The 18,930-nt window shown below is 44.5% G+C and carries 14 protein-coding genes and 2 pseudogenes; 5 read left to right on the forward strand and 11 right to left on the reverse strand.

The genetic code is table 11. The annotated features are described in order from the left end of the window. Positions 1-98 precede the first annotated feature (98 nt). Positions 99-1,312, forward strand: a pseudogene (locus OQ477_RS08240) (aminotransferase A). On the opposite strand, the gene OQ477_RS08245 reads toward OQ477_RS08240, so the two are convergent. Both OQ477_RS08245 and OQ477_RS08250 read right to left on the reverse strand, forming a co-directional pair. After that, the gene (locus tag OQ477_RS08245) at positions 1,293-3,113 is read right to left on the reverse strand and encodes a PAS domain-containing protein (protein WP_265972035.1); all 1,821 of its coding nucleotides are present in this window, start codon (positions 3,111-3,113) and stop codon (positions 1,293-1,295) included. The pseudogene OQ477_RS08240 and the gene OQ477_RS08245 sit on opposite strands and share 20 nt — an antisense overlap. 177 nt (positions 3,114-3,290) lie before the next feature. Continuing rightward, positions 3,291-5,423: a peptidoglycan D,D-transpeptidase FtsI family protein gene (locus OQ477_RS08250; RefSeq protein WP_265972036.1), complete on the reverse strand. Its 2,133-nt coding sequence runs from the start codon at positions 5,421-5,423 to the stop codon at positions 3,291-3,293. A gap of 336 nt (positions 5,424-5,759) precedes the next feature. On the opposite strand from OQ477_RS08250, the gene OQ477_RS08255 reads away from it, so the two are divergent. From OQ477_RS08255 to OQ477_RS08265, 3 genes and pseudogenes are all read left to right on the forward strand, one after another. Continuing rightward, complete coding sequence (locus OQ477_RS08255; RefSeq protein ID WP_014417601.1) at positions 5,760-6,536, forward strand: CAP domain-containing protein; 777 nt, start codon at positions 5,760-5,762, stop codon at positions 6,534-6,536. Positions 6,537-6,581: 45 nt separating this feature from the next. Further along, a pseudogene (locus tag OQ477_RS08260) lies at positions 6,582-6,707 on the forward strand (P-II family nitrogen regulator); the annotation flags it as partial. Positions 6,708-6,921: 214 nt separating this feature from the next. Continuing rightward, positions 6,922-7,317, forward strand: coding sequence for a hypothetical protein (locus OQ477_RS08265; protein WP_083061815.1), 396 nt, complete (start codon positions 6,922-6,924; stop codon positions 7,315-7,317). A 567-nt stretch (positions 7,318-7,884) separates the two neighbouring features. Here OQ477_RS08265 and OQ477_RS08270 read toward each other — a convergent pair. The 9 genes from OQ477_RS08270 to OQ477_RS08310 form a co-directional block, all read right to left on the reverse strand. Then, on the reverse strand, positions 7,885-8,751 hold the full coding sequence (locus tag OQ477_RS08270; protein ID WP_015239752.1) for an NAD(P)-dependent oxidoreductase: 867 nt from the start codon (positions 8,749-8,751) through the stop codon (positions 7,885-7,887). A gap of 81 nt (positions 8,752-8,832) precedes the next feature. Beyond that, the gene (locus tag OQ477_RS08275) at positions 8,833-10,800 is read right to left on the reverse strand and encodes a methyl-accepting chemotaxis protein (protein ID WP_265972039.1); all 1,968 of its coding nucleotides are present in this window, start codon (positions 10,798-10,800) and stop codon (positions 8,833-8,835) included. A gap of 125 nt (positions 10,801-10,925) precedes the next feature. Then, positions 10,926-11,954: a spore photoproduct lyase gene (gene splB / locus OQ477_RS08280; RefSeq protein WP_265972053.1), complete on the reverse strand. Its 1,029-nt coding sequence runs from the start codon at positions 11,952-11,954 to the stop codon at positions 10,926-10,928. Positions 11,955-12,038: 84 nt separating this feature from the next. Next, positions 12,039-12,278 carry a transcriptional regulator SplA domain-containing protein gene (locus OQ477_RS08285; protein ID WP_003154646.1) on the reverse strand — a complete coding sequence of 80 codons (240 nt, stop codon included), beginning with the start codon at positions 12,276-12,278 and terminating at the stop codon, positions 12,039-12,041. A gap of 86 nt (positions 12,279-12,364) precedes the next feature. Then, entirely contained in the window at positions 12,365-14,080 is a 1,716-nt protein-coding gene (gene ptsP, locus OQ477_RS08290) for a phosphoenolpyruvate--protein phosphotransferase (RefSeq protein WP_038457837.1), read from the reverse strand. Further along, a complete protein-coding gene (locus OQ477_RS08295; protein WP_003154654.1) occupies positions 14,080-14,346 on the reverse strand; it encodes a phosphocarrier protein HPr in 267 nt (88 codons plus the stop codon). Before OQ477_RS08295 ends, ptsP begins: the two co-directional genes overlap by 1 nt. 96 nt (positions 14,347-14,442) lie before the next feature. Beyond that, the gene (gene ptsG, locus OQ477_RS08300) at positions 14,443-16,539 is read right to left on the reverse strand and encodes a glucose-specific PTS transporter subunit IIBC (protein WP_265972055.1); all 2,097 of its coding nucleotides are present in this window, start codon (positions 16,537-16,539) and stop codon (positions 14,443-14,445) included. Between the two features lie 230 nt (positions 16,540-16,769). Beyond that, complete coding sequence (glcT, locus tag OQ477_RS08305) at positions 16,770-17,636, reverse strand: glucose PTS transporter transcription antiterminator GlcT (protein WP_265972057.1); 867 nt, start codon at positions 17,634-17,636, stop codon at positions 16,770-16,772. Positions 17,637-17,686: 50 nt separating this feature from the next. Then, positions 17,687-18,652: a LacI family DNA-binding transcriptional regulator gene (locus OQ477_RS08310; protein WP_265972059.1), complete on the reverse strand. Its 966-nt coding sequence runs from the start codon at positions 18,650-18,652 to the stop codon at positions 17,687-17,689. 99 nt (positions 18,653-18,751) lie between these two features. Here OQ477_RS08310 and OQ477_RS08315 point away from each other — a divergent pair, with 99 nt between their 5' ends. Then, positions 18,752-18,877, forward strand: coding sequence for a hypothetical protein (locus OQ477_RS08315; RefSeq protein ID WP_257720512.1), 126 nt, complete (start codon positions 18,752-18,754; stop codon positions 18,875-18,877). Positions 18,878-18,930: the final 53 nt, after the last annotated feature.

Consider the following 18,930-nt stretch of genomic DNA (forward strand, 5'->3'; position numbering starts at 1 on the left):
ATCGGACATATACTCGGGATAGTTCAATAAAAAGATGACAAATGCTCAGCTAGTGGTAAAATAGGATAAACTCAATATATAGTATAAGGTGATGAATTATGGAACATTTGCTTAATCCGAATGTAAAAGAAATTGAAATTTCAGGAATTCGCAAATTCTCAAATCTTGTAGCTCAGCACGACAATGTCATTTCGCTTACGATCGGTCAGCCGGATTTCTTCACGCCGCACCATGTCAAAGCGGCTGCCAAAAAGGCAATCGACGAGAACGCAACGGCATATACTCCGAATGCGGGCGGCCTTGAGCTGAGACAGGCCGTACAGCTTTATATGAAGAAAAAAGCTGATTTGAATTATGAAGCTGAAACTGAAATCATCGTCACAACCGGGGCAAGCCAAGCGATTGACGCGTCTTTGCGGACGATTTTATCTCCGGGCGATGAAGTTATTCTCCCCGGACCGATATATCCGGGCTACGAACCGATCATCCGCATGTCGGGCGCCGTTCCGGTTCATGTGGATACGACGACACACGGATTTAAGCTGACGGCGCGGCTCATTGAAGAATCGCTGACACCAAAAACAAAATGCGTCATTCTTCCTTATCCGTCAAATCCGACCGGAGTGACATTGTCTGAGGAAGAGCTGCAAAACATCGCGGCCGTCCTGAAGGGCAGAAATGTTTTTGTCCTGTCTGATGAGATTTACAGCGAATTAACCTATGACAGACCGCATTATTCGATCGCGTCTTATTTGAGAGACCAGACGATCGTCATCAACGGCCTGTCAAAATCACACAGCATGACGGGCTGGAGAATCGGTTTCATTTTCGCACCGAAAGAAATTGCCAAGCACATCTTAAAAGTTCACCAATACAGTGTGACATGCGCGTCTTCAATCTCTCAGAAAGCGGCTCTTGAAGCGGTGACAAACGGTGTTGATGATGCGCTTATTATGAGAGAACAGTATAAAAAGCGGCTTGACTATGTATATGACCGTCTAGTTTCAATGGGGCTTGACGTCGTAAAGCCGTCAGGCGCATTTTATATCTTCCCTTCCATTAAGTCATTCGGAATGTCATCGTTTGATTTTAGTATGGCTCTTTTAGAGGATGCAGGTGTGGCTCTTGTGCCCGGCAGCTCGTTTTCAAAGTTGGGTGAAGGGTATGTGAGGCTGTCATTCGCATATTCACTGGATACATTGAGAGAAGGCTTGGACCGGCTGGAAGCATTTATTTTAAAAACGAGAGAATCCATGCAGACTATTTAAACAACGGCATAACGCCGTTGTTTTTTATTGTTTCGGGAATGTAATATGAAAGGCGGTGCCTCTATCCGGTTTGCTGTCTACTTGGATAGCTCCCTGGTGGTTTTTAATAAGGTTGAATGTGACCATCAGCCCTAGGCCGGTTCCTTTTTCTTTCGTTGTCAAAAACGGTTCGCCTATTCGTTTCAGCACGTCTTCCGGTATCCCGTCACCCTCGTCTTTCACCGTCACATTAACGGAATACTCATCTTCTGTCATGATGATGTGAACCGTTCCCCCATCCGGCATCGACTCAACGGCATTTTTAATCAGATTGATAAACACCTGTTTCAGCTGATTTTGATCACCGTTAATATACATGCTGTCATGTTCGTAATCCGTTTTGATAAAAATCCCTTTAAGATTTGCCTGCGTCTCTAAAAGAGCGGTCACTTCACTTATAATTTTCTTTAAGTTTACACGCTCTTTCACGGCGTTTTGCTGAGGTTTGGCAAGCATTAAAAGCTCACTTAAAATTAATTCGATTCTGCTCAGTTCAGAAAACACAATTTCAAAGTAATGTTCGTTTTCCTCCATCGTCGGCTTCATGAGCTGTAAAAATCCTTTGATCGCCGTCAGCGGATTGCGGATTTCGTGAGCGATTCCCGCCGCCAGCTGCCCTGCGATAGACAGCTTTTCCGACTTCAGCATTAATTCCTCCGTCTGCTTCCGCTCAGAAATGTCACGCAGAATGACCTGTACGGCCGTTTCTCCGAAAAACGTCGTCGGAATGCAGACCATTTCCGTGTAGATCAGCCGGTTTTTAAAGGTAAACCATGATTGCTTAATAATTTCTGACTCGGTCTTTCGGTTGATAATATTTTGGATCCGCTGTTTCACGCCGTCATGATCACAGGGATGAAGCTGATCATAGACGTTTTTCCCAATTAAATCTTCATATGTTTCAGCCTCAAACAGCGAAATGCCCGACTCATTCATGAATACCCATTTATCATTGTGAATCACGGCGATCGTATCAATTGAATTCTGAATGAGGAGCTGATAACGCTCTCTGCTTTTTTGCAGAATCGTTTGGAATTTTTTCCGTGAAGAAATATCAATCAGAAGCAGCAATTCCGCCCGCTGATTTTTATATGTCGTCGGTGCCGCCTTTACTTCTAAATGAACGGGCGTGCCGTCGAGCCTTCTCCACGTCTGTTCGATCATTCCGACTTCCATTCCTTTTTGCATCCGCACAATTCGGTTTTTCACAATGTCGTGATACTCTTCTTCAATAAACTCATAAGAGCGCCTGCCGATTACCTCGTCTTTGCTTTCAGCTCCCAGCATGGCAAGCATCGCGTTGTTGGCGTAGGCGATTGTGCCGTTGATGCTGACATATAAAGGATTCGGCAGCATTTCAACAAGACGCTCGAATTCGCCGTTTCCTACCGCATCTTCCGACTGTTGTTCTGCCTTTTGCTTCTTTTGTTCATACATATAAGGCCGGCGGGGCGTCTTCTCCTCAAGCACCTTGATTTTGAGGATGATTTCCCGATCCGTCCCCTCCATTTGCGGTGTGACAATTTCCACACCCGCTTCAAGCCATACGATGGTATGATCTTTTTTAATAAGACGAAAGGTGCAAGGCATTAAATGATGCTCATTGTAGAAGTAACTTTCAACCAAAAATTGATCTTCTTCATGCAGGAACGTTTTGAGAAATGACCCGATCATCTCTTCCTGAGAATAACTGAAGTACGATTTGCAGTTTGCAGAAATATACATAATACGCCCGTTAGACGTCAAAACGGCATGAAGATCGGTTTTCGATTGAAACTGTTTGACATGCTGAGTATCCTGTTCCACAGAATCCCTCCTTTGCATTATACTCGCACTGCAGGCTGGACACGGACTGATATAAAAAGAAATTCCACTAGATTGATTCGCTAAAAAATAAGCATTCTCCTTCTATTCTTATTGTGAACGTCAATTTTCCTGAATGAAAGAAAGGGCGCACGAGATGTTCGGCCGCCCTTTCATTTGTTATTTTTTATTGTATTTCTTTTCAAGCTCTTTGTAAGCGTCAATTGCTCCTTTGGCAATGTTTTTGCTGACATGATCGTGATCATCCTGAACAGACGGAACGACGACGCTGAATGCCACTCGTGGATGTTCTGATGGATAATAGCCGACAAAGGTCAGGTTATACGTGTCTTTCCCCCACCAGTTTTTGTTCGTGCCGTAATAGCGCGTCTGCGCGGTTCCCGTTTTTCCGGAAACATCAGCGCCGGATCCCTGGAATGTTGAATAAGCCGTTCCTTGAGGTGAGCTTGTAACCAATTTCATCCCTTTATGAACTTGGTCAAAATCGCTCGGGCTGTTATTTACTTTGTTCAAAATTTTACTATCTCGCTGTTCAATCGCTTTTCCAATCTTGTTTTTGCTGTCCGGTTCATGAATGCTTGTGACGATCCGCGGCTGGACGCGATACCCGCCGTTTGCGATGGCTGAAATATATTGAGCCATTTGAAGCGGCGTATACGTATCAAACTGTCCGATCGCAAAGTCAAGCAGCAATCCCCCGACCATTTGCGGATTTGACTGCATGCCCGCTGATTCCTGCGGAAGATCAATCCCGGTTTTCACACCCAGGCCGAATTGGGCGTAGTAGTTGCGCATTTTTTTAATATCGTCTAATCCGGCAGGCAGCGTGCCGTGCGGGACGTAAGTAATGCCCGCAATATGCATGGCCACATGAAACATATATACGTTTGAACTTCTTTGCAGCGCGGTCAGCTCAGTAATAGCTCCCATTTGTGTCCACGATTGTTTTTTCGTGTCGCCTTTAAATACAAGCGGTGCATCGACAAACGTTTTATAATGCGGGAGGCCGCTTTGGTAACCTGCGAGAACAGTCGCTCCTTTAACAGAAGAGCCCATCTCATATTGGGTCGTAAATGCTCCGATCGCAAAATCCTGTGTTTTATTCGTTTCGAGCTCAATGCGTTTCCCCGCCATTGAGAGAATATCCCCGTTGTTCGGATCCATCATGACGGCAAATCCTCTGTCAACCATATAGTTGCCTGCAGCGCGGCTTCTTCTCAGCTCTTTTTCAATGACTTTTTCGACTTTCGACTGTAATTCCATATCGAGCGAGAGCTGCAGATCGTAGCCTCTGCTGCCTTCATCGACGGGCTTTTGACTGACGACTTCACCTTTGCTGTTTTCCACATACTCTACTTTTTCTTTATGTGCGTTTAAATAGTCTTCATACTGATATTCAATGTAGCTTTTTCCCACCCGGTCATTCAGTGAGTAGCCTCTTGTGACATAGTAATCTTTCCGTTCGCCTAACAATCCCTGTTCCGGTGTCGTTACACCGCCGAACAGAGAGTACAGCGTTTTGTCATACGGATATTTACGCGTCCAGTCATTGATCACGTCAATGCCGGGGAGCTCTTTCAGGTGCTCGGATACGACGGAAACTTCTTCATATGTCAGGTCGCTTTTTGGTTTTTGCTTATTGTTGTCATGCTCGTCAAGCAGTGAACCGCTGTTTCCGTTTCCGTTCAGCTTATTCGGGTCCATTGATTTGACGACTTGCGGCTGATAGGCGTTGCCGCTTGAAAAACGCGTATAAATCGCCGCGACTTCCAGCTCTTTTTTATTTTTTTTGATCGCGTCAATCTCCTGCTTTGGGACGCGTTCAATCTGGCGTTTGTATACTTCTTGCGGTTTCAGGCTGTTTTCTGAATCCTTCATAAGCTTTTCCGCCTTCTTCGGATGTGCGGCAAGCCAGTAATCAATGATATTTCGATCCTTCATAAATTCAGTATCAATATGAATCAGTGCGGCGAGATTTTTTGCCGTTTTCAATTTGTCCTTTGCCGAGGTTTTTGAGGTGGATACATATACAATTTCAGGCACAGCCTGGTTATCAACCGCCACCCTATTCCGCTTGTCATACATCTTTCCCCGCGGTGTCGGATAATAGGCGGTTTTTGCATTTGCCTTCTCCGCATCCTGGCGGTGTTTATCCCCTTCGACAATCTGGACGATGCCGAGTTTAAAAATCAGTGCCGTAAAGAGAAGAAAAACAATCAAAAAATAGAGATTCATTCTCAGCGCTCTGTAACGTTTCGTTTTTTTCTTTGGTTCGCGCGCAACTTCAGCCACTTTCTGTTACACCTCTCAAATCATTGAATATATTTACATAAACAGATTTTAATTGTAACATTTTTGTAAAAGTTGTTACAGCGAAAACGGGTAAAAAAAACTGTCAAGATCAAATTATCTTAAAATATATCTAACACTTCAAATAATTTGAAGAGATGTAACGGGTTTTAAAAAATAAATACAGATCGTTTTTCCCGGTATAGAGCCATTTTTCTGCGCTCAATTACAATTATGACAAGAGTTTGTTGTCAAAGGAAATGGCTGCCTGCAATATGACAAAAAAGCTGTGATAAGATTTTTCATGTAGAAAAAAACTTCTCTGGGAGGCTATTAACTATGAAAAAAGCATTTCTCTTATCTGCCGCCGCGGCAGTCAGTTTGATTACATTCGGAGGCATTCAGCAGGCATCTGCCAAAGAGCTGTCATGCCAGCACGTCGTTACCGTGAAAAAAGGAAACACTGTACAGCATCTGACTCTTCAAGAGGCTGTTGAAAAACTACATATGAAAACGAGCGTGAAAAAGCTGAACGTTAAAAATGAGAAAGAGCTGACTCAGCTGCTGCAAAAACACGCAAAGCATTCTGACATGACAGTTAAAGACGTTCAAAAAGAAACACCGGCAAAAACGGCTCCGGCAGCTGCCGAAAAACCGAAAGCCGATCAAAACCAGACGGCTGACAATGCAAAGCAGACAGATAACACAAACAACAGCAGCGAGAAAACTCCTTCATCTGTCAGTGCGTATGAAAAGAAAGTCGTTGAATTGACAAATGCAGAGAGACAAAAGCAAGGCTTAAAACCTCTGCAGATTGATGAAAAATTAAGCAAATCAGCTCACGCAAAATCACAAGATATGAAAGACAAAAACTATTTCGATCACCAAAGCCCTACTTACGGCTCACCTTTCGATATGATGAAGTCTTTCGGAATCACTTATAAAACTGCCGGTGAAAATATCGCCAAAGGACAGCCGACTCCTGAAGCTGTCGTTAAAGCTTGGATGAACAGTGAAGGCCACAGAAAGAACATCATGAATCCTGAGTTCACTCAAATCGGTGTCGGTTACGTAGAATCAGGAAACATCTGGACACAGCAATTCATCGGAAAATAAATAATAAAAAAGATTGCCCCTGCGGGCAATCTTTTGTCTGTCGAAAAAGTGGCTGAGACGGCGCAAAAAGTGCTCAAAACCCGTGAACGCGGTGACGGCAAAATCTTAATTTTCGAAGTTCCCAATACAATCAACATCCGTACGGGCGAAGAAGGGCCTGACACTTTATAAATTTATAAATTTTAAAGCTCCCGGCACATAAGTGCTGGGAGCTTTTTTGTAAAATCTTAAACGTGATGATTAAATTGGTTTTGTTAGCCTTTGCTTCTTTAGTAATACTTTATTTAATAAAAAGTAGAATTTACCTATTTTCTGTTGAATAATTTTTCAAAATTTAGTAATATATTGAATGGGTTTCTAAATGAATGGAGAGAGGAAGTTTAAATTGAAAAAAATTGTAATGACACTATTCACAGTTGCTCTATTGACATTCGGGATTTTCTCAAACAGTTCAGAAGCGTTAGCCATGACTTCAAAAGGAGCAATTAAATTCCAAACAGATGCTAATACTTACTCAAAACACGCTACTTCTATTGTCGTAACAGGTACTGTGTCTACAAGATATGCTGAGGTAAACAAGGGTGTTAATGTTCTTCTTGTCAATAAAAAAAGAGATGTAGTCAAAGACATATATGTTAATGGCCGTAATATTCGCAGTTTTAAAGTGAGCTTCTTGACAAAAAATATTCCAGCAGGCAAGTATGATGTGGTGGTAGCATTGACTTGGGGAAATCAAACCCATAGAGGAGAACTGAAACACTATATTACTGTACAACATTAAAATTCATATTATTAACAAATGGGTTTAACGTTGATTTCATCTGGAATTCTCAAAAAACAACATGTAATGATGAAGTCTCTGAATCGAGGATGTTTTCGTAAATCTCTTGAATTTTTTACGATACATCCTCTTTTATTTTTCAGTTTTGCTAGAAGGCTAATCTGTAGAGTTTCAATTTCGGATGCCCAATTATTAGGTTTGAATTGCGGGAATACGAACTCGATTTATTGCTATGTACATTTGGGTTACTCGAATTCATAGTTGAATCAAACATGATACATCCTACTGTTGGAAAAGTTGTATTAATCCTAATCATTATTCGGAAATCCCCCTTTTGATTTATAATAGACAGTCTGCGTCAAACAAACGAGGGGGATTTTCCAAATTATTCACAGTAGAGCATTATAAACGGATACACGTTAATACATTATCCTGCTAAGTTCCTGTCTTCATTAAAGGCTCTAAGAATACAAGGTTTGCAGATCATTGTTTACAAAACACCATCAACAATACCGTAAGCCTTCTCTTCCTCGGCATCCATAAAATAGTCCGTTCGGGCAATCTTTTTTATTTCACCCAAAGCTTATAAATACTTTGAGTCCCGCTGTTTTCTTCTCCTTGCGCGGAAAGCTTGTCGTATAATGATTTGGCGAGCGCCAATCCGGGCATCTCTTCTCCCATGAGCTCCGCTTCTTCAAGGGCAATGCCCATGTCTTTAATAAAGTGTTTCACGTAGAATCCCGGTGCAAAATCGCCTTTCAGCATACGGGGAGCGAGGTTGGACAATGACCAGCTGCCAGCCGCTCCGGTTGTAATGCTTTTCAGCACTTGTTCCGGGTTCAGACCGGATTTTTCAGCGTAAGCCATCGCTTCAGCCACTCCGACCATTCCCGCTGCAATCGCGATCTGATTGCACATTTTCGTATGCTGGCCGCTGCCAGCCGGCCCTTGATACTGAATGTTTTCCCCCATAACGGAGAAAAGCGGCAGGCATGCTTCAAACGCTTCTTTTTCTCCTCCGGCCATAATGGCAAGCGTTCCGTTCCTCGCGCCGATGTCTCCGCCGGAAACGGGTGCATCCAAGGCGTGAATGGACTTTTCTTTGGCCTGCTCCGCAATCTTTTTCGCCAGAGACGGTTTTGATGTCGTCATGTCAATGACAAACGCCCCTTCTTTTGCGTGGCGGAGAATGCCGTTTTCGCCGAGATAGATTTCCTCGACATCACTCGGATAGCCGACCATGGTAATAATAATGTCAGCTTTCTCTGAAAGGTCTTTGACCGTCTCCTGCCAGACCGCTCCCTTATTCAGAATCTCTTCCGCTTTTTGTTTCGTACGCGTGTAGACTAAAACAGGATAGCCCGCTTCTAAAATGTGCGATGCCATACTGTTTCCCATGACGCCCAAACCGATAAATCCGACCGTTTTGTTCACTGCGCTTTCCTCCCCTGATGCGATTCATAATATTATTCTTCCATGTCTATATTACCATATTATAGGCTGATAGAGACCGCGTTACAAGGTGAATTTAGAAATGGCGCTGATCAGATCTTCGCTTGCGCTCTTTAACATATCAGTCGATTGCTTCACTTTTTCAAGCGTAACGAGCTGTTCATCAGTAGAAGCATTCACTTCTTCCGCCGCTGCCGCAGATTCTTGAGAAATGGCGGAGATGCTTTGAATCGCTTCTTGAATCGCGGCTTGTTCTTCACTCATTTTTTGAATGTCATTGTAAATATGATCTATACCTTGAACAAGAGACTGCATTTCCGTCGTAATCAGATTGAGGACCTCACCCGTTTCATGAATTGCGCTGTTTTGTTCATCATTCATTCTGCTTGCCTCAATCATCGCGTGTGACGCTTCTTTTGTCTCAGATTGAATCAGACGGACCGTCTCACTGATATGGCCGGAAGAAAGAGCTGATTGTTCAGCAAGCTTGCGGACTTCTTCCGCGACGACGGCAAAGCCCCGTCCGCTTTCTCCCGCTCTTGCGGCTTCAATGCTCGCATTCAGCGCCAAGAGGTTCGTCTGGTCTGAAATGGCGGATATTGCCGTCACGACTTCTTCTATGTTTTTCGTTTGTTCTTCCAGGTCATTCAGCATTGCCTCTACTTTTTTCGTTTCTGAATTGGCTTCGTTTGACTTCATCAGCAGCTGCCCGAGCGCGTCCAGTCCTTTGTAGCTGGCATCCTCTGAAGATTTTGAGAGTTGTTTTATGCTGCCTGCGCGATCTGCGATTCCTTTTATTTTGACCGAGAGATTTTCTGATTTTTCGTTGATCGTCTCAACCTCTGACGCTTGCTCTGTCGCTCCGGCGGCGACTTCCTCTATCGCTTTTGCGATTTGTCCGCTCGTTTCATTTGTTTCTTGTGAAATGACGGTTAATTGGTCAGATGTATCGGACACATTTTCCGAAGAGGCTTTGACCTGTTCGACCATCTCTTTCATATTTTCAACCATTTGGTTAAAGTCTTTTGTTAACTCGCCTACTTCATCTTTTGATTTCGTCTGGGCGTGGACGGTTAAATCTCCCGCTGAGACTGAATTTGTTTTGGCGATCAGCTGCTGAATCGGCCCGGTTATCGTTTTTGCTAGGAAATAGCTGAGTCCGATCGTAATCACAAGGGCGATCAGTGACATAAAAATGCTCACCGTGTTCATTTTGTCGGCTACTCCCATCAGCTGATCTTTTTCAAACTGCGTTCCGACTTTCCACCCTGTTTCTTTTACCGTTTGGTAGACGACCATGTTCCCCCGCAGCTCTTTGATACCTTCTTTATCCGCAGTGATGTCTTTTAACGTCTGATCTTCCGAAATATTTTTCCCCTGTTTTTCCGGATGCGCCAGAAGAGAGCCATTTTCATCCGCTAAAAAGGCAAATCCTTTATACGGAACCTTTTGCTCATTGACCATGCTCTGAATGGAGGACAGCTTCAGATCTAAGCTCGCCACCCCGACGACGGTTCCGCTGTTTTGAATAGCTTTTGACGCCGTCACGATCATGTCTCCCGTCACTGCATCTTTATAAGGGTCAGTCCAGACAACCTTATCGGGTTTTTCAGCCGCCATCTTATACCACGTTCTATTTGTCGGATCATAGTCTTTGGCAAAATCGGCCTTTGGATATGTAAACATTTGTTTGTTTGCGGTTCCGACGTACGCAAGCGCGACATATTTGTCATTCTGTCCGATCTGTTTTAACTCATCGTTAAAAAGCCGCGCGGTTTCTTTCTTCCCATCTGATAGAAAAGACCGGGACAATTCACCGCCTGCTAATCTCATTAATACGGTCTCATCATTTTTCAGCTGAAGCTCAATGTTCTGACCGAGTGAATTGGTGACATTCTCTGTCGTACGTTTTGCTTCCTCCGTCATCATCGGCTTTAATGTCAAATATGAAGAAACCGTTAAAAAAACAACCGTTACAATAAGCATTGCCGATACAAACACAGCAATTTTGATATGCATTTTTTTAAACATAACCATCCCCTCCTGAGAGTTATATCGGTCTTTCGGCCAAGAAAATGAATAAACCTTGAAATAAATATCAAACATTTCCGCCATTTGAAGCGGCAAAAAAAGAGCCGTCGTATTGACAGCTCCCCTTACGTAAAATATTCGATTTTCGCTTTCGGAAAATAGGTTTCGATATAAGATTCGAGTGTTTCCCTTAAGTCATGTTCTTCGTCTTTTTGGTATATATACTTGCCGATTCCGTAGCGTCCCCATTTGTATCTGCGCTTTTCTTCATCAAGCTCAAGCTTTGTTTTCGGATAGTTCTTCTCAATCACCCGTTTGGCCGGTTTTGTAAAACGGTGCTGGATCAGTTCAAATGTGATGTCATGCCGAACGTCTTCATCAAGCGCCGCATCAAGTTTCTCAAACAGTTCCTTATAGCCTTCCTCCCAGCCATCGTGAATATAAATCGGCGCCACGATGAAACCGAGCGGATAGCCCGCTTTAGCGACTTTGACGGCGGCTTCTACCCGTTTGTCGAGCGGAGAAGTTCCCGGTTCAAAGTTTTTAATGACATAGTCCGCATTGATGCTGAATCTGAACCTTGTCTTTCCGTTATGTTTTGCATCAAGCAAATGATCGACGTGGTGAAATTTAGTCACGAATCTGAGCTGTCCCAATTCGCTTTGTCCGAAATGTTCAATGGCTCTTTTTAATGTATGTGTCAGATGATCGATTCCTACGATATCAGACGTACAAGAGGCTTCAAATCTTGTAAATTCCGGCGCCCGTTCTTTCATATACTCATCAGCCTGATCCAGAATCTCTTCCACATTGACATATGTCCGGATGTAAGGCTTTGACCCCATCGTCGTCTGCAGGTAGCAATAGTGGCAATGCCCCATACAGCCCGTCGCAAACGGAATGGCATATTCGGCGGACGGCTTTGAAGAATCGAATTTCAGTGTTTTCCGGACGCCGATTACCAATGTTGATTTCGCGTTCCGGTATTGCTGCAAGTGATTTTTCCCCGGAATATTCCGGACTTGATTATGCGATGTCGTTTCTCTGATCTCAAGCCCCATGTTTTCAAACTTATTCTTCAGCTCTTGTCCTAACGGGTATTCGAGCGCTCTCGGTTCAATATAAACAAGCTGGGGCACAAACGGCTTCAGCATAGACAGACACTCCCTTTACATATTCTCATGTTGTTACTTTCCGTTCAAAAGAGAGTGAATATGCGTTGTAAACATTTCCTTTGATCAATGATATCGGTCTTCTTCAAAAAGCTCGCTGTAAAGTGCTTCCGCTTCCTCATATGTCGAAAAGACCGCGTCATCTTCGGCCAGCGGATGATAGGTTTCGTATAAAAACAGAGACAATTCTCCCTCGTGATACGGGTGATGGACGATCTCCGCCTCTTTAATATGGGCAACATTAGCGGCATGCGGATTGCGGTAAATCACATAGACCGTATCCCCCGCTGCAAATGATTTTGTCATGATAATCCCTCCTGTTGAAAGTTATTGTTCCCCCTTTTTTTCCGAATATGAAAAAACCAGACGGCTTACACCGTCTGGCTGTTGTATTACTTATTGAATGTTTCTTTAACGAATGCGACAACCTCTTCTGTCGTGCTCATAGACAAGATTGTTTCTTTGAATGATTCAGCTTCTTTTTTAGAAAGCTTGCTGATCTGCGTTCTTGCCGGAAGGATGGATGTAGCGCTCATCGAGAACTCATCTAAGCCTAAGCCGAGAAGAATCGGAATCGCAATTTCGTCTCCCGCCATTTCTCCGCACATGCCGACCCATTTGCCCTCTTTGTGAGCGGCTTCAATAACAAGGGTGACCAGACGGAGAATCGCCGGATTGTATGGCTGATACAGATAAGCTACGCGCTCGTTCATGCGGTCAGCAGCCATCGTGTATTGGATCAAGTCATTTGTTCCGATACTGAAGAAGTCTACTTCTGCGGCAAACTGATCTGCGATAACGGCTGTAGACGGAATCTCTACCATCATACCGACTTCAATATCGTCAGAAACCGCTACGCCGGCTTCGACGAGTTTTTCTTTTTCTTCGAGAAGAATCGCTTTCGCCTGTTTAAACTCGTTTACTGTCGCAATCATCGGGAACATGATTTTTAAGTTTCCGTATGTACTTGCACGAAGCAGCGCACGAAGCTGAGTTCTGAAGATTTCTTGCTCTTCAAGGCAAAGGCGGATGGCTCTGTAGCCTAAGAACGGGTTCATTTCTTTAGGGAGCTGCAGGTAAGGAAGCTCTTTGTCGCCGCCGATATCCAATGTCCGAACGACAACTGATTTTCCTTCCATACGCTCAAGAACCGTTTTATAAGCGTCAAACTGCTCGTCTTCCGTCGGAAGCTGGTCGCGTCCCATGTAAAGGAATTCCGTACGGTAAAGCCCTACAGCTTCTCCTCCGTTTTCAAGAACGCCTTTTACATCATCCGGGGTGCCGATGTTTGCGGCAAGCTCTACATGATGGCCGTCTTTTGAAACAGTCGGTTCATTGACGAGCTTCGCCCACTCAGCTTTTTGCGCCAGGTAAGCACTGTGCTTTTCTTCATATTTCTTTAACGTTTCACTGGAAGGATCGATGATTACATCACCATCGATGCCGTCTACGATTACCGTAACACCGTTTTCAATTGTCCCTGTAGCCGCTTTTGTGCCGACGACAGCCGGAATTTCAAGCGAACGGGCCATGATCGCGGAGTGTGAAGTGCGTCCGCCGATATCAGTTGTAAAACCTTTTACAAACTGGCGGTTTAATTGCGCCGTATCAGACGGTGTCAAATCTTCAGCCACGATAACAACCTCTTCTGAGATCATGCTCGGGTTCGGAATTTCCACGCCCAGCAGGTGCCCCGTCACACGTTTTGTTACGTCGCGGATATCCGCCGCACGCTCTTTCATGTATTCGTTATCCATTGATTCAAACATAGTAACGAACATGGAAGCTGTTTCTTTCAAAGCGAATTCAGCATTGACTGAATCTGCGCTGATTTTCTCCTTTACCGGGTTCAACAGCTCAGGATCACTCAGAACTAAAAGGTGCGCGGAGAAAATGTCAGCTTTATCTTGTCCCAGTTCTTTTAAAGCATGCTCTTTAATTTTTTCAAGCTCTTCTTTAGAACGTACAATCGCTTCATCAAAACGGCTTACTTCAGCCGCAGCATCAGCAATGTTTTTCTTTTCAACCGTTAAGTCCGGCTCTTCAAGCCGGTATGCTTTCGCAATCGCAATTCCGGCTGAAGCGCCTATTCCTTTTAATTCTTGCATTACTCGCCGAGTCCTTCGCTTTTCATTGTTTCTTCTAAAGCGTTAAGAGCATCGTTTTCGTCAGCGCCTGAAGCGGAAATTGTGATTTCAGCGCCTTTAGCAATACCTAGAGACATAACGCCCATGATTGACTTAAGGTTTACTGTTTTGCCGTTATATTCTAAGTTTACGTCAGCATCGTATTTGCTTGCAGTCTGTACAAGAACTGTCGCAGGACGAGCGTGGATTCCGGAATCTGCTGTTACTTTAAATGTTTTTTGTGCCATGATTATCATTCTCCTTTAAATTAAAGCTATTTTACTACACAATATTATATCATACAGCCGTACTTGTCATCTGACAAGCACGGCGTATTTATATGCTTATTTTCCGATTTTCACAATATCTTTTTGTTCCCGTTTTACGGTACCTTCGGCCGAAAGGGAAATCGCTTCACCCTCGGCAAGATTTGTAAAGACAATCGGTGTCATTAATGAAGGAACATGAGGTTTAACCGCTTCAAGATCAACTTCAAGCAGCTTTTGCCCCGGTTCAACCCGGTCACCCTCAGAAACAAAAGAAGTGAATCCTTCGCCTTTCAGACTGACTGTGTCGATTCCGAAATGAATGAGGATCTCTCTTCCGCCGTCAGACTGAAGGCCGATCGCATGTTTTGTCGGAAAAACATTCAGCACTTTTCCACGGACAGGCGATACGACGATTCCTTCTTCAGGAAGAATCGCAAAACCGTCACCCATCATTTTTCCTGAGAACACCTGGTCAGGCACATCGGAAATCGGATGGATTTCGCCGGTGATCGGAGAAGCGAACACTTCTTCACCCTGCTCGTTTCGGAGCGGATCTGCGATAACCTCTTCAACCTGCTGGCTGACTTCTTCTTGCGCAGATACTTTCGGTTCAGGGCGCGGCGTGCGTCCGGCGATAATATCCTGCATCTGTGTTTTTAAACCGTCAGAACGCGGGCCGAAAATGGCCTGAATGTTGTTTCCGACTTCAAGAACGCCTGAGGCGCCAAGCTGTTTCAAACGGGCCTTATCCACTTTCTTCTGGTCGTTGACCGTAACGCGGAGTCTCGTGATACAAGCGTCAAGGTGCTTAATGTTTTCCTGATCACCCATTGCCTGCAGGATTTCATAAGGAAGGTCGCCGGCTTCGCCTGAGGCGCCCGCACCTTCATCCGCAGCCTCTTCTTCACGGCCCGGCGTTTTCAGATTGAACTTTCTGATCGCAAACCGGAAACCGAAGTAGTAAATGACGGCTAATCCTAAGCCGACCGGAATGACAAGCCACCAAGCCGTCCGGTTAGGCAGAATTCCGAACAGGAAGTAGTCAATCAGACCGCCTGAGAAGGTCATACCGATTTTTACATGCAGCAGCTGCATGACCATAAAGGAAAGTCCCGCGAATACGCAGTGAATCGCAAACAGGATAGGAGCCACAAACAAGAATGAGAATTCAAGCGGCTCGGTAATTCCCGTTAAGAAACTTGTCAGAGCGGCAGAACCCATGATTCCGGCTACAAGTTTTTTCTTTTCAGGCTTCGCTTCATGATAGATTGCAAGCGCTGCCGCCGGAAGACCGAACATCATAAACGGATATTTCCCCGTCATAAATGTTCCCGCCGTCAGCTGTACGCCGTCTTTGATCTGAGCCATGAAAATCCGCTGATCTCCGCGGATGATGTCTCCGGCGGCATCTTTATAGCTGAAAAATTCATACCAGAACGGCGAGTAGAAAATGTGATGAAGACCGAACGGAATCAATGACCGCTCAATCATCCCGAAAATAAAGGCCGCCAAGGTTGGATTCGCTTCCACAAGACCCGTGGAGAAGGAATTCAGACCGTGCTGGATCGGAGGCCAGATCACTAACATAATAAGACCGAGAATTAATGCGGAAATTGATGTGATAATCGGGACGAACCGCTTACCCGCAAAGAATCCGAGGTACTGCGGAAGTTCAATTTTATAAAACTTGTTGAACAATAACGCGGCCAGAACCCCGACGATAATACCGCCGAACACGCCCGTCGCCAAAGTGGGTATCCCCAGCATGTTAATATAGGCCGGATGGTTTTCCGCAAAAAACTTTGCCCGTTCAATTTTGTCAGACGGAATACTGCCGTTTGCCATAAGCACGGCGCTCATGGATACGTTCATGACCAAGTATCCGATAATAGCCGCGATTCCGGCAACACCGTCTCCGTTGGCAAGACCGATCGCAACCCCTACTGCAAAAAGAAGCGGCAGGTTGTCAAATACGATTTGGCCGGCGCTTTCCATAACGTTCGCCACAAGCTGAACGTTATCATTGCTTAAGAAATGCATGACTTGAATCATATCTTTGTTCTGCATGGCATTCCCTAACGCAAGCAAGATCCCCGCAGCCGGTAAAATCGCAACCGGAAGCATAAGAGCACGGCCGATTTTCTGGAGAACGCCGAATAATGCTTTAAACATAAAAGATGTACCTCCTCTGTTAGCTAGTGTGACCTTACAGCGAAAATTCATGACAACGAATTCACTGGCGCAAGTCTTCAGTTTAACCGTTTACATTTGCCCTTTTACACAACAAAAAAGGCATGAGTAAAAAGGGTGTGCAAAATAACGGGATCGTTCTTCCCGTTTTTTACCCTCAATCACTCATGCCTGATCGAATCAGTGACACGTTTTTAAGGTTTCAACTGAAATTATGAAATTTTATTGGTTAATCGGTACAAATGAAGCGTGAGATAAACCGCTTCCGCCTCATGAACTGGTTTTTTCAGTATTTGCTGCAAGATTTTTATCAGTTTCCAAGCAGTATTGTAGCATAGCGGGTATTCATTTTTCAATAATAACATTAACTTTTCTGGTTCTTTTGTCTGCTCTTCCCGATTAATCCTGTCTATGGTAAATCTGATATGCCGGATCAGCCGCAAATAGTGGACGCTTTCTTTATTCACTTTCATCTGGAAAGATTCCTCAATCACCTGAACGAGCCGGGACATCAGCTGTGAATGCTGATTGACCTCTGAAAGGGGCCGATTACTCAGGGCGGAGTGGATATGCAGAGCGATAAAGCCGATCTCTCCTTCCGGAAGGCAGATTCCCGTCTTTTCATTAATCATGCCGACGACTTCACGGGCAATTTGGAATTCTTCCGGATAAAGCGTTTCGGTTTCCATGAGAAACGGGTTTTTAATGTCAAAACCCTGCTTCAGCCGCTTTACCGCAAAGGCGATATGGTCAGTCAGCGCAATATGGATGTGCTCATTTAACGGTTGGCTTGTCCGCTTCTTGATATGATAAATGACGTCATTGGAGATGTCGACAAGTGTCTCGTCCACATAACCGAGGAGCTTTTTAAATTGTTTTTGTTCTTTTTCATCCTTTAAGATGAACATCTTGTCATACCCTTTATCTTCAATGACATCCGCTTGTTTTTTTCCAAAGCCGATCCCTTTTCCGATTAAGACGACCTCATTGTATCTATCATGTGTTGCGATGAGCACATTGTTATTTAATACCTTTTCAACTGTAAAGGACCCCTTCATGATCCTCAGCTCCTTTGTCATTCAATACATCATATCGTACAAAACGAACGGAAAGCGCGTCAATTCTTTTTTTAGACGGTTGATCGTTCAATAAGGCGGTAATCAAGAACTTTCCTTGCCGGAGGCCCGCCGCTGATCCGGTTCTCAAGCATGTGAAAAGCCTGATTTCCCATTTCTTTTGTTTGTATATCTATTGTGGAAATACCTAACATCTTGCTGATATCATGATTGTCGATGCTCAAAATCGCAAGCTCTTCCGGGATGCGTGTCCCATTTGCCTTGGCTTCAAGGTAAAGACCTGCGGATACTTGATCATTCGCCGCAAACAGCGCAGTCGGTTTGTCATCCCAGCTCTTCCATCTATGAAAAAGGGCTTTCCCGTCAAGCAGCGTCAGCGCCTTTTCCACAACCAGCTCTTCTCTGTAAGGCTGCCCGGTCTTATTCAGCGCCTCTTTGTATGCGGCAATGCGGACTTGACTGTTTTTTCCCTTTTTTCTGGCCAGGCTGATCGCTATTTTCCGGTGTCCCTTTTCTATCAGATAATCCAGACCGTGCCGAAATGCTTCCCGATGCGGATTACTGATGGAGGAAAGTCCTGCCGCATCAGTGTACTGGCAGAGGATGAGAGGTTCTTTCACGGTAAGCAGATGCTCATCAGGAATTGCTTTGGAGCAGATAATCAGGCCGTCCACTTGGCGCTCCTGTAATTGTGATAAGGCAAAACATTCTTTTTGCTGCTGATAATCTGTCTGGTATAAAGAAAGATGCACGCCTGACGCTTCGGCAGCCTCGGCAATACCTGCAACAAGGTCTGCAAAATACGGAAGATTCACCGACGGAAGCACAACGCCGATCATATCGGAAAAACCTTTGGATAAATGCACAGCATGAATGTTGCGCGTATATCCGAGCGATTGCATCGCTTTTTTCACTCTTTCTCTTTTGTCCTTACTTACATAAGGATGATCGTTTAAAACTCTTGATACCGTTGTAACAGAAACCCCGGCAGCGCCGGCAATGTCTCTGATCGTAGCCATTGCGTCCCCCCTTTCTTTTTTTCCCTTGATCTGGAATGCGTTTCATACAGTAAGCTAGAAACAGATACATCCTATTCGTTTGAAAGGAGAAGAACAGCGATGGGGATTCTTTGCTTAATCGGTTTGTGTCTGGCCATACTCGGCGGCAGTTACCTTGCCCTGCGGCCCCTGAATGAAAAGCATGAAATCAAACCATTTCAGCATTTTGATGATTTTTTCATTTAAAAGGTGATAAAAAAGGACGCTGCGTTCCAGAACCGTCCTTTTTTATCACAAAG

The sequence above is a fragment of the Bacillus sp. ChL18 genome, assembly GCF_026241425.1.
GTDB lineage: Bacteria > Bacillota > Bacilli > Bacillales > Bacillaceae > Bacillus > Bacillus velezensis.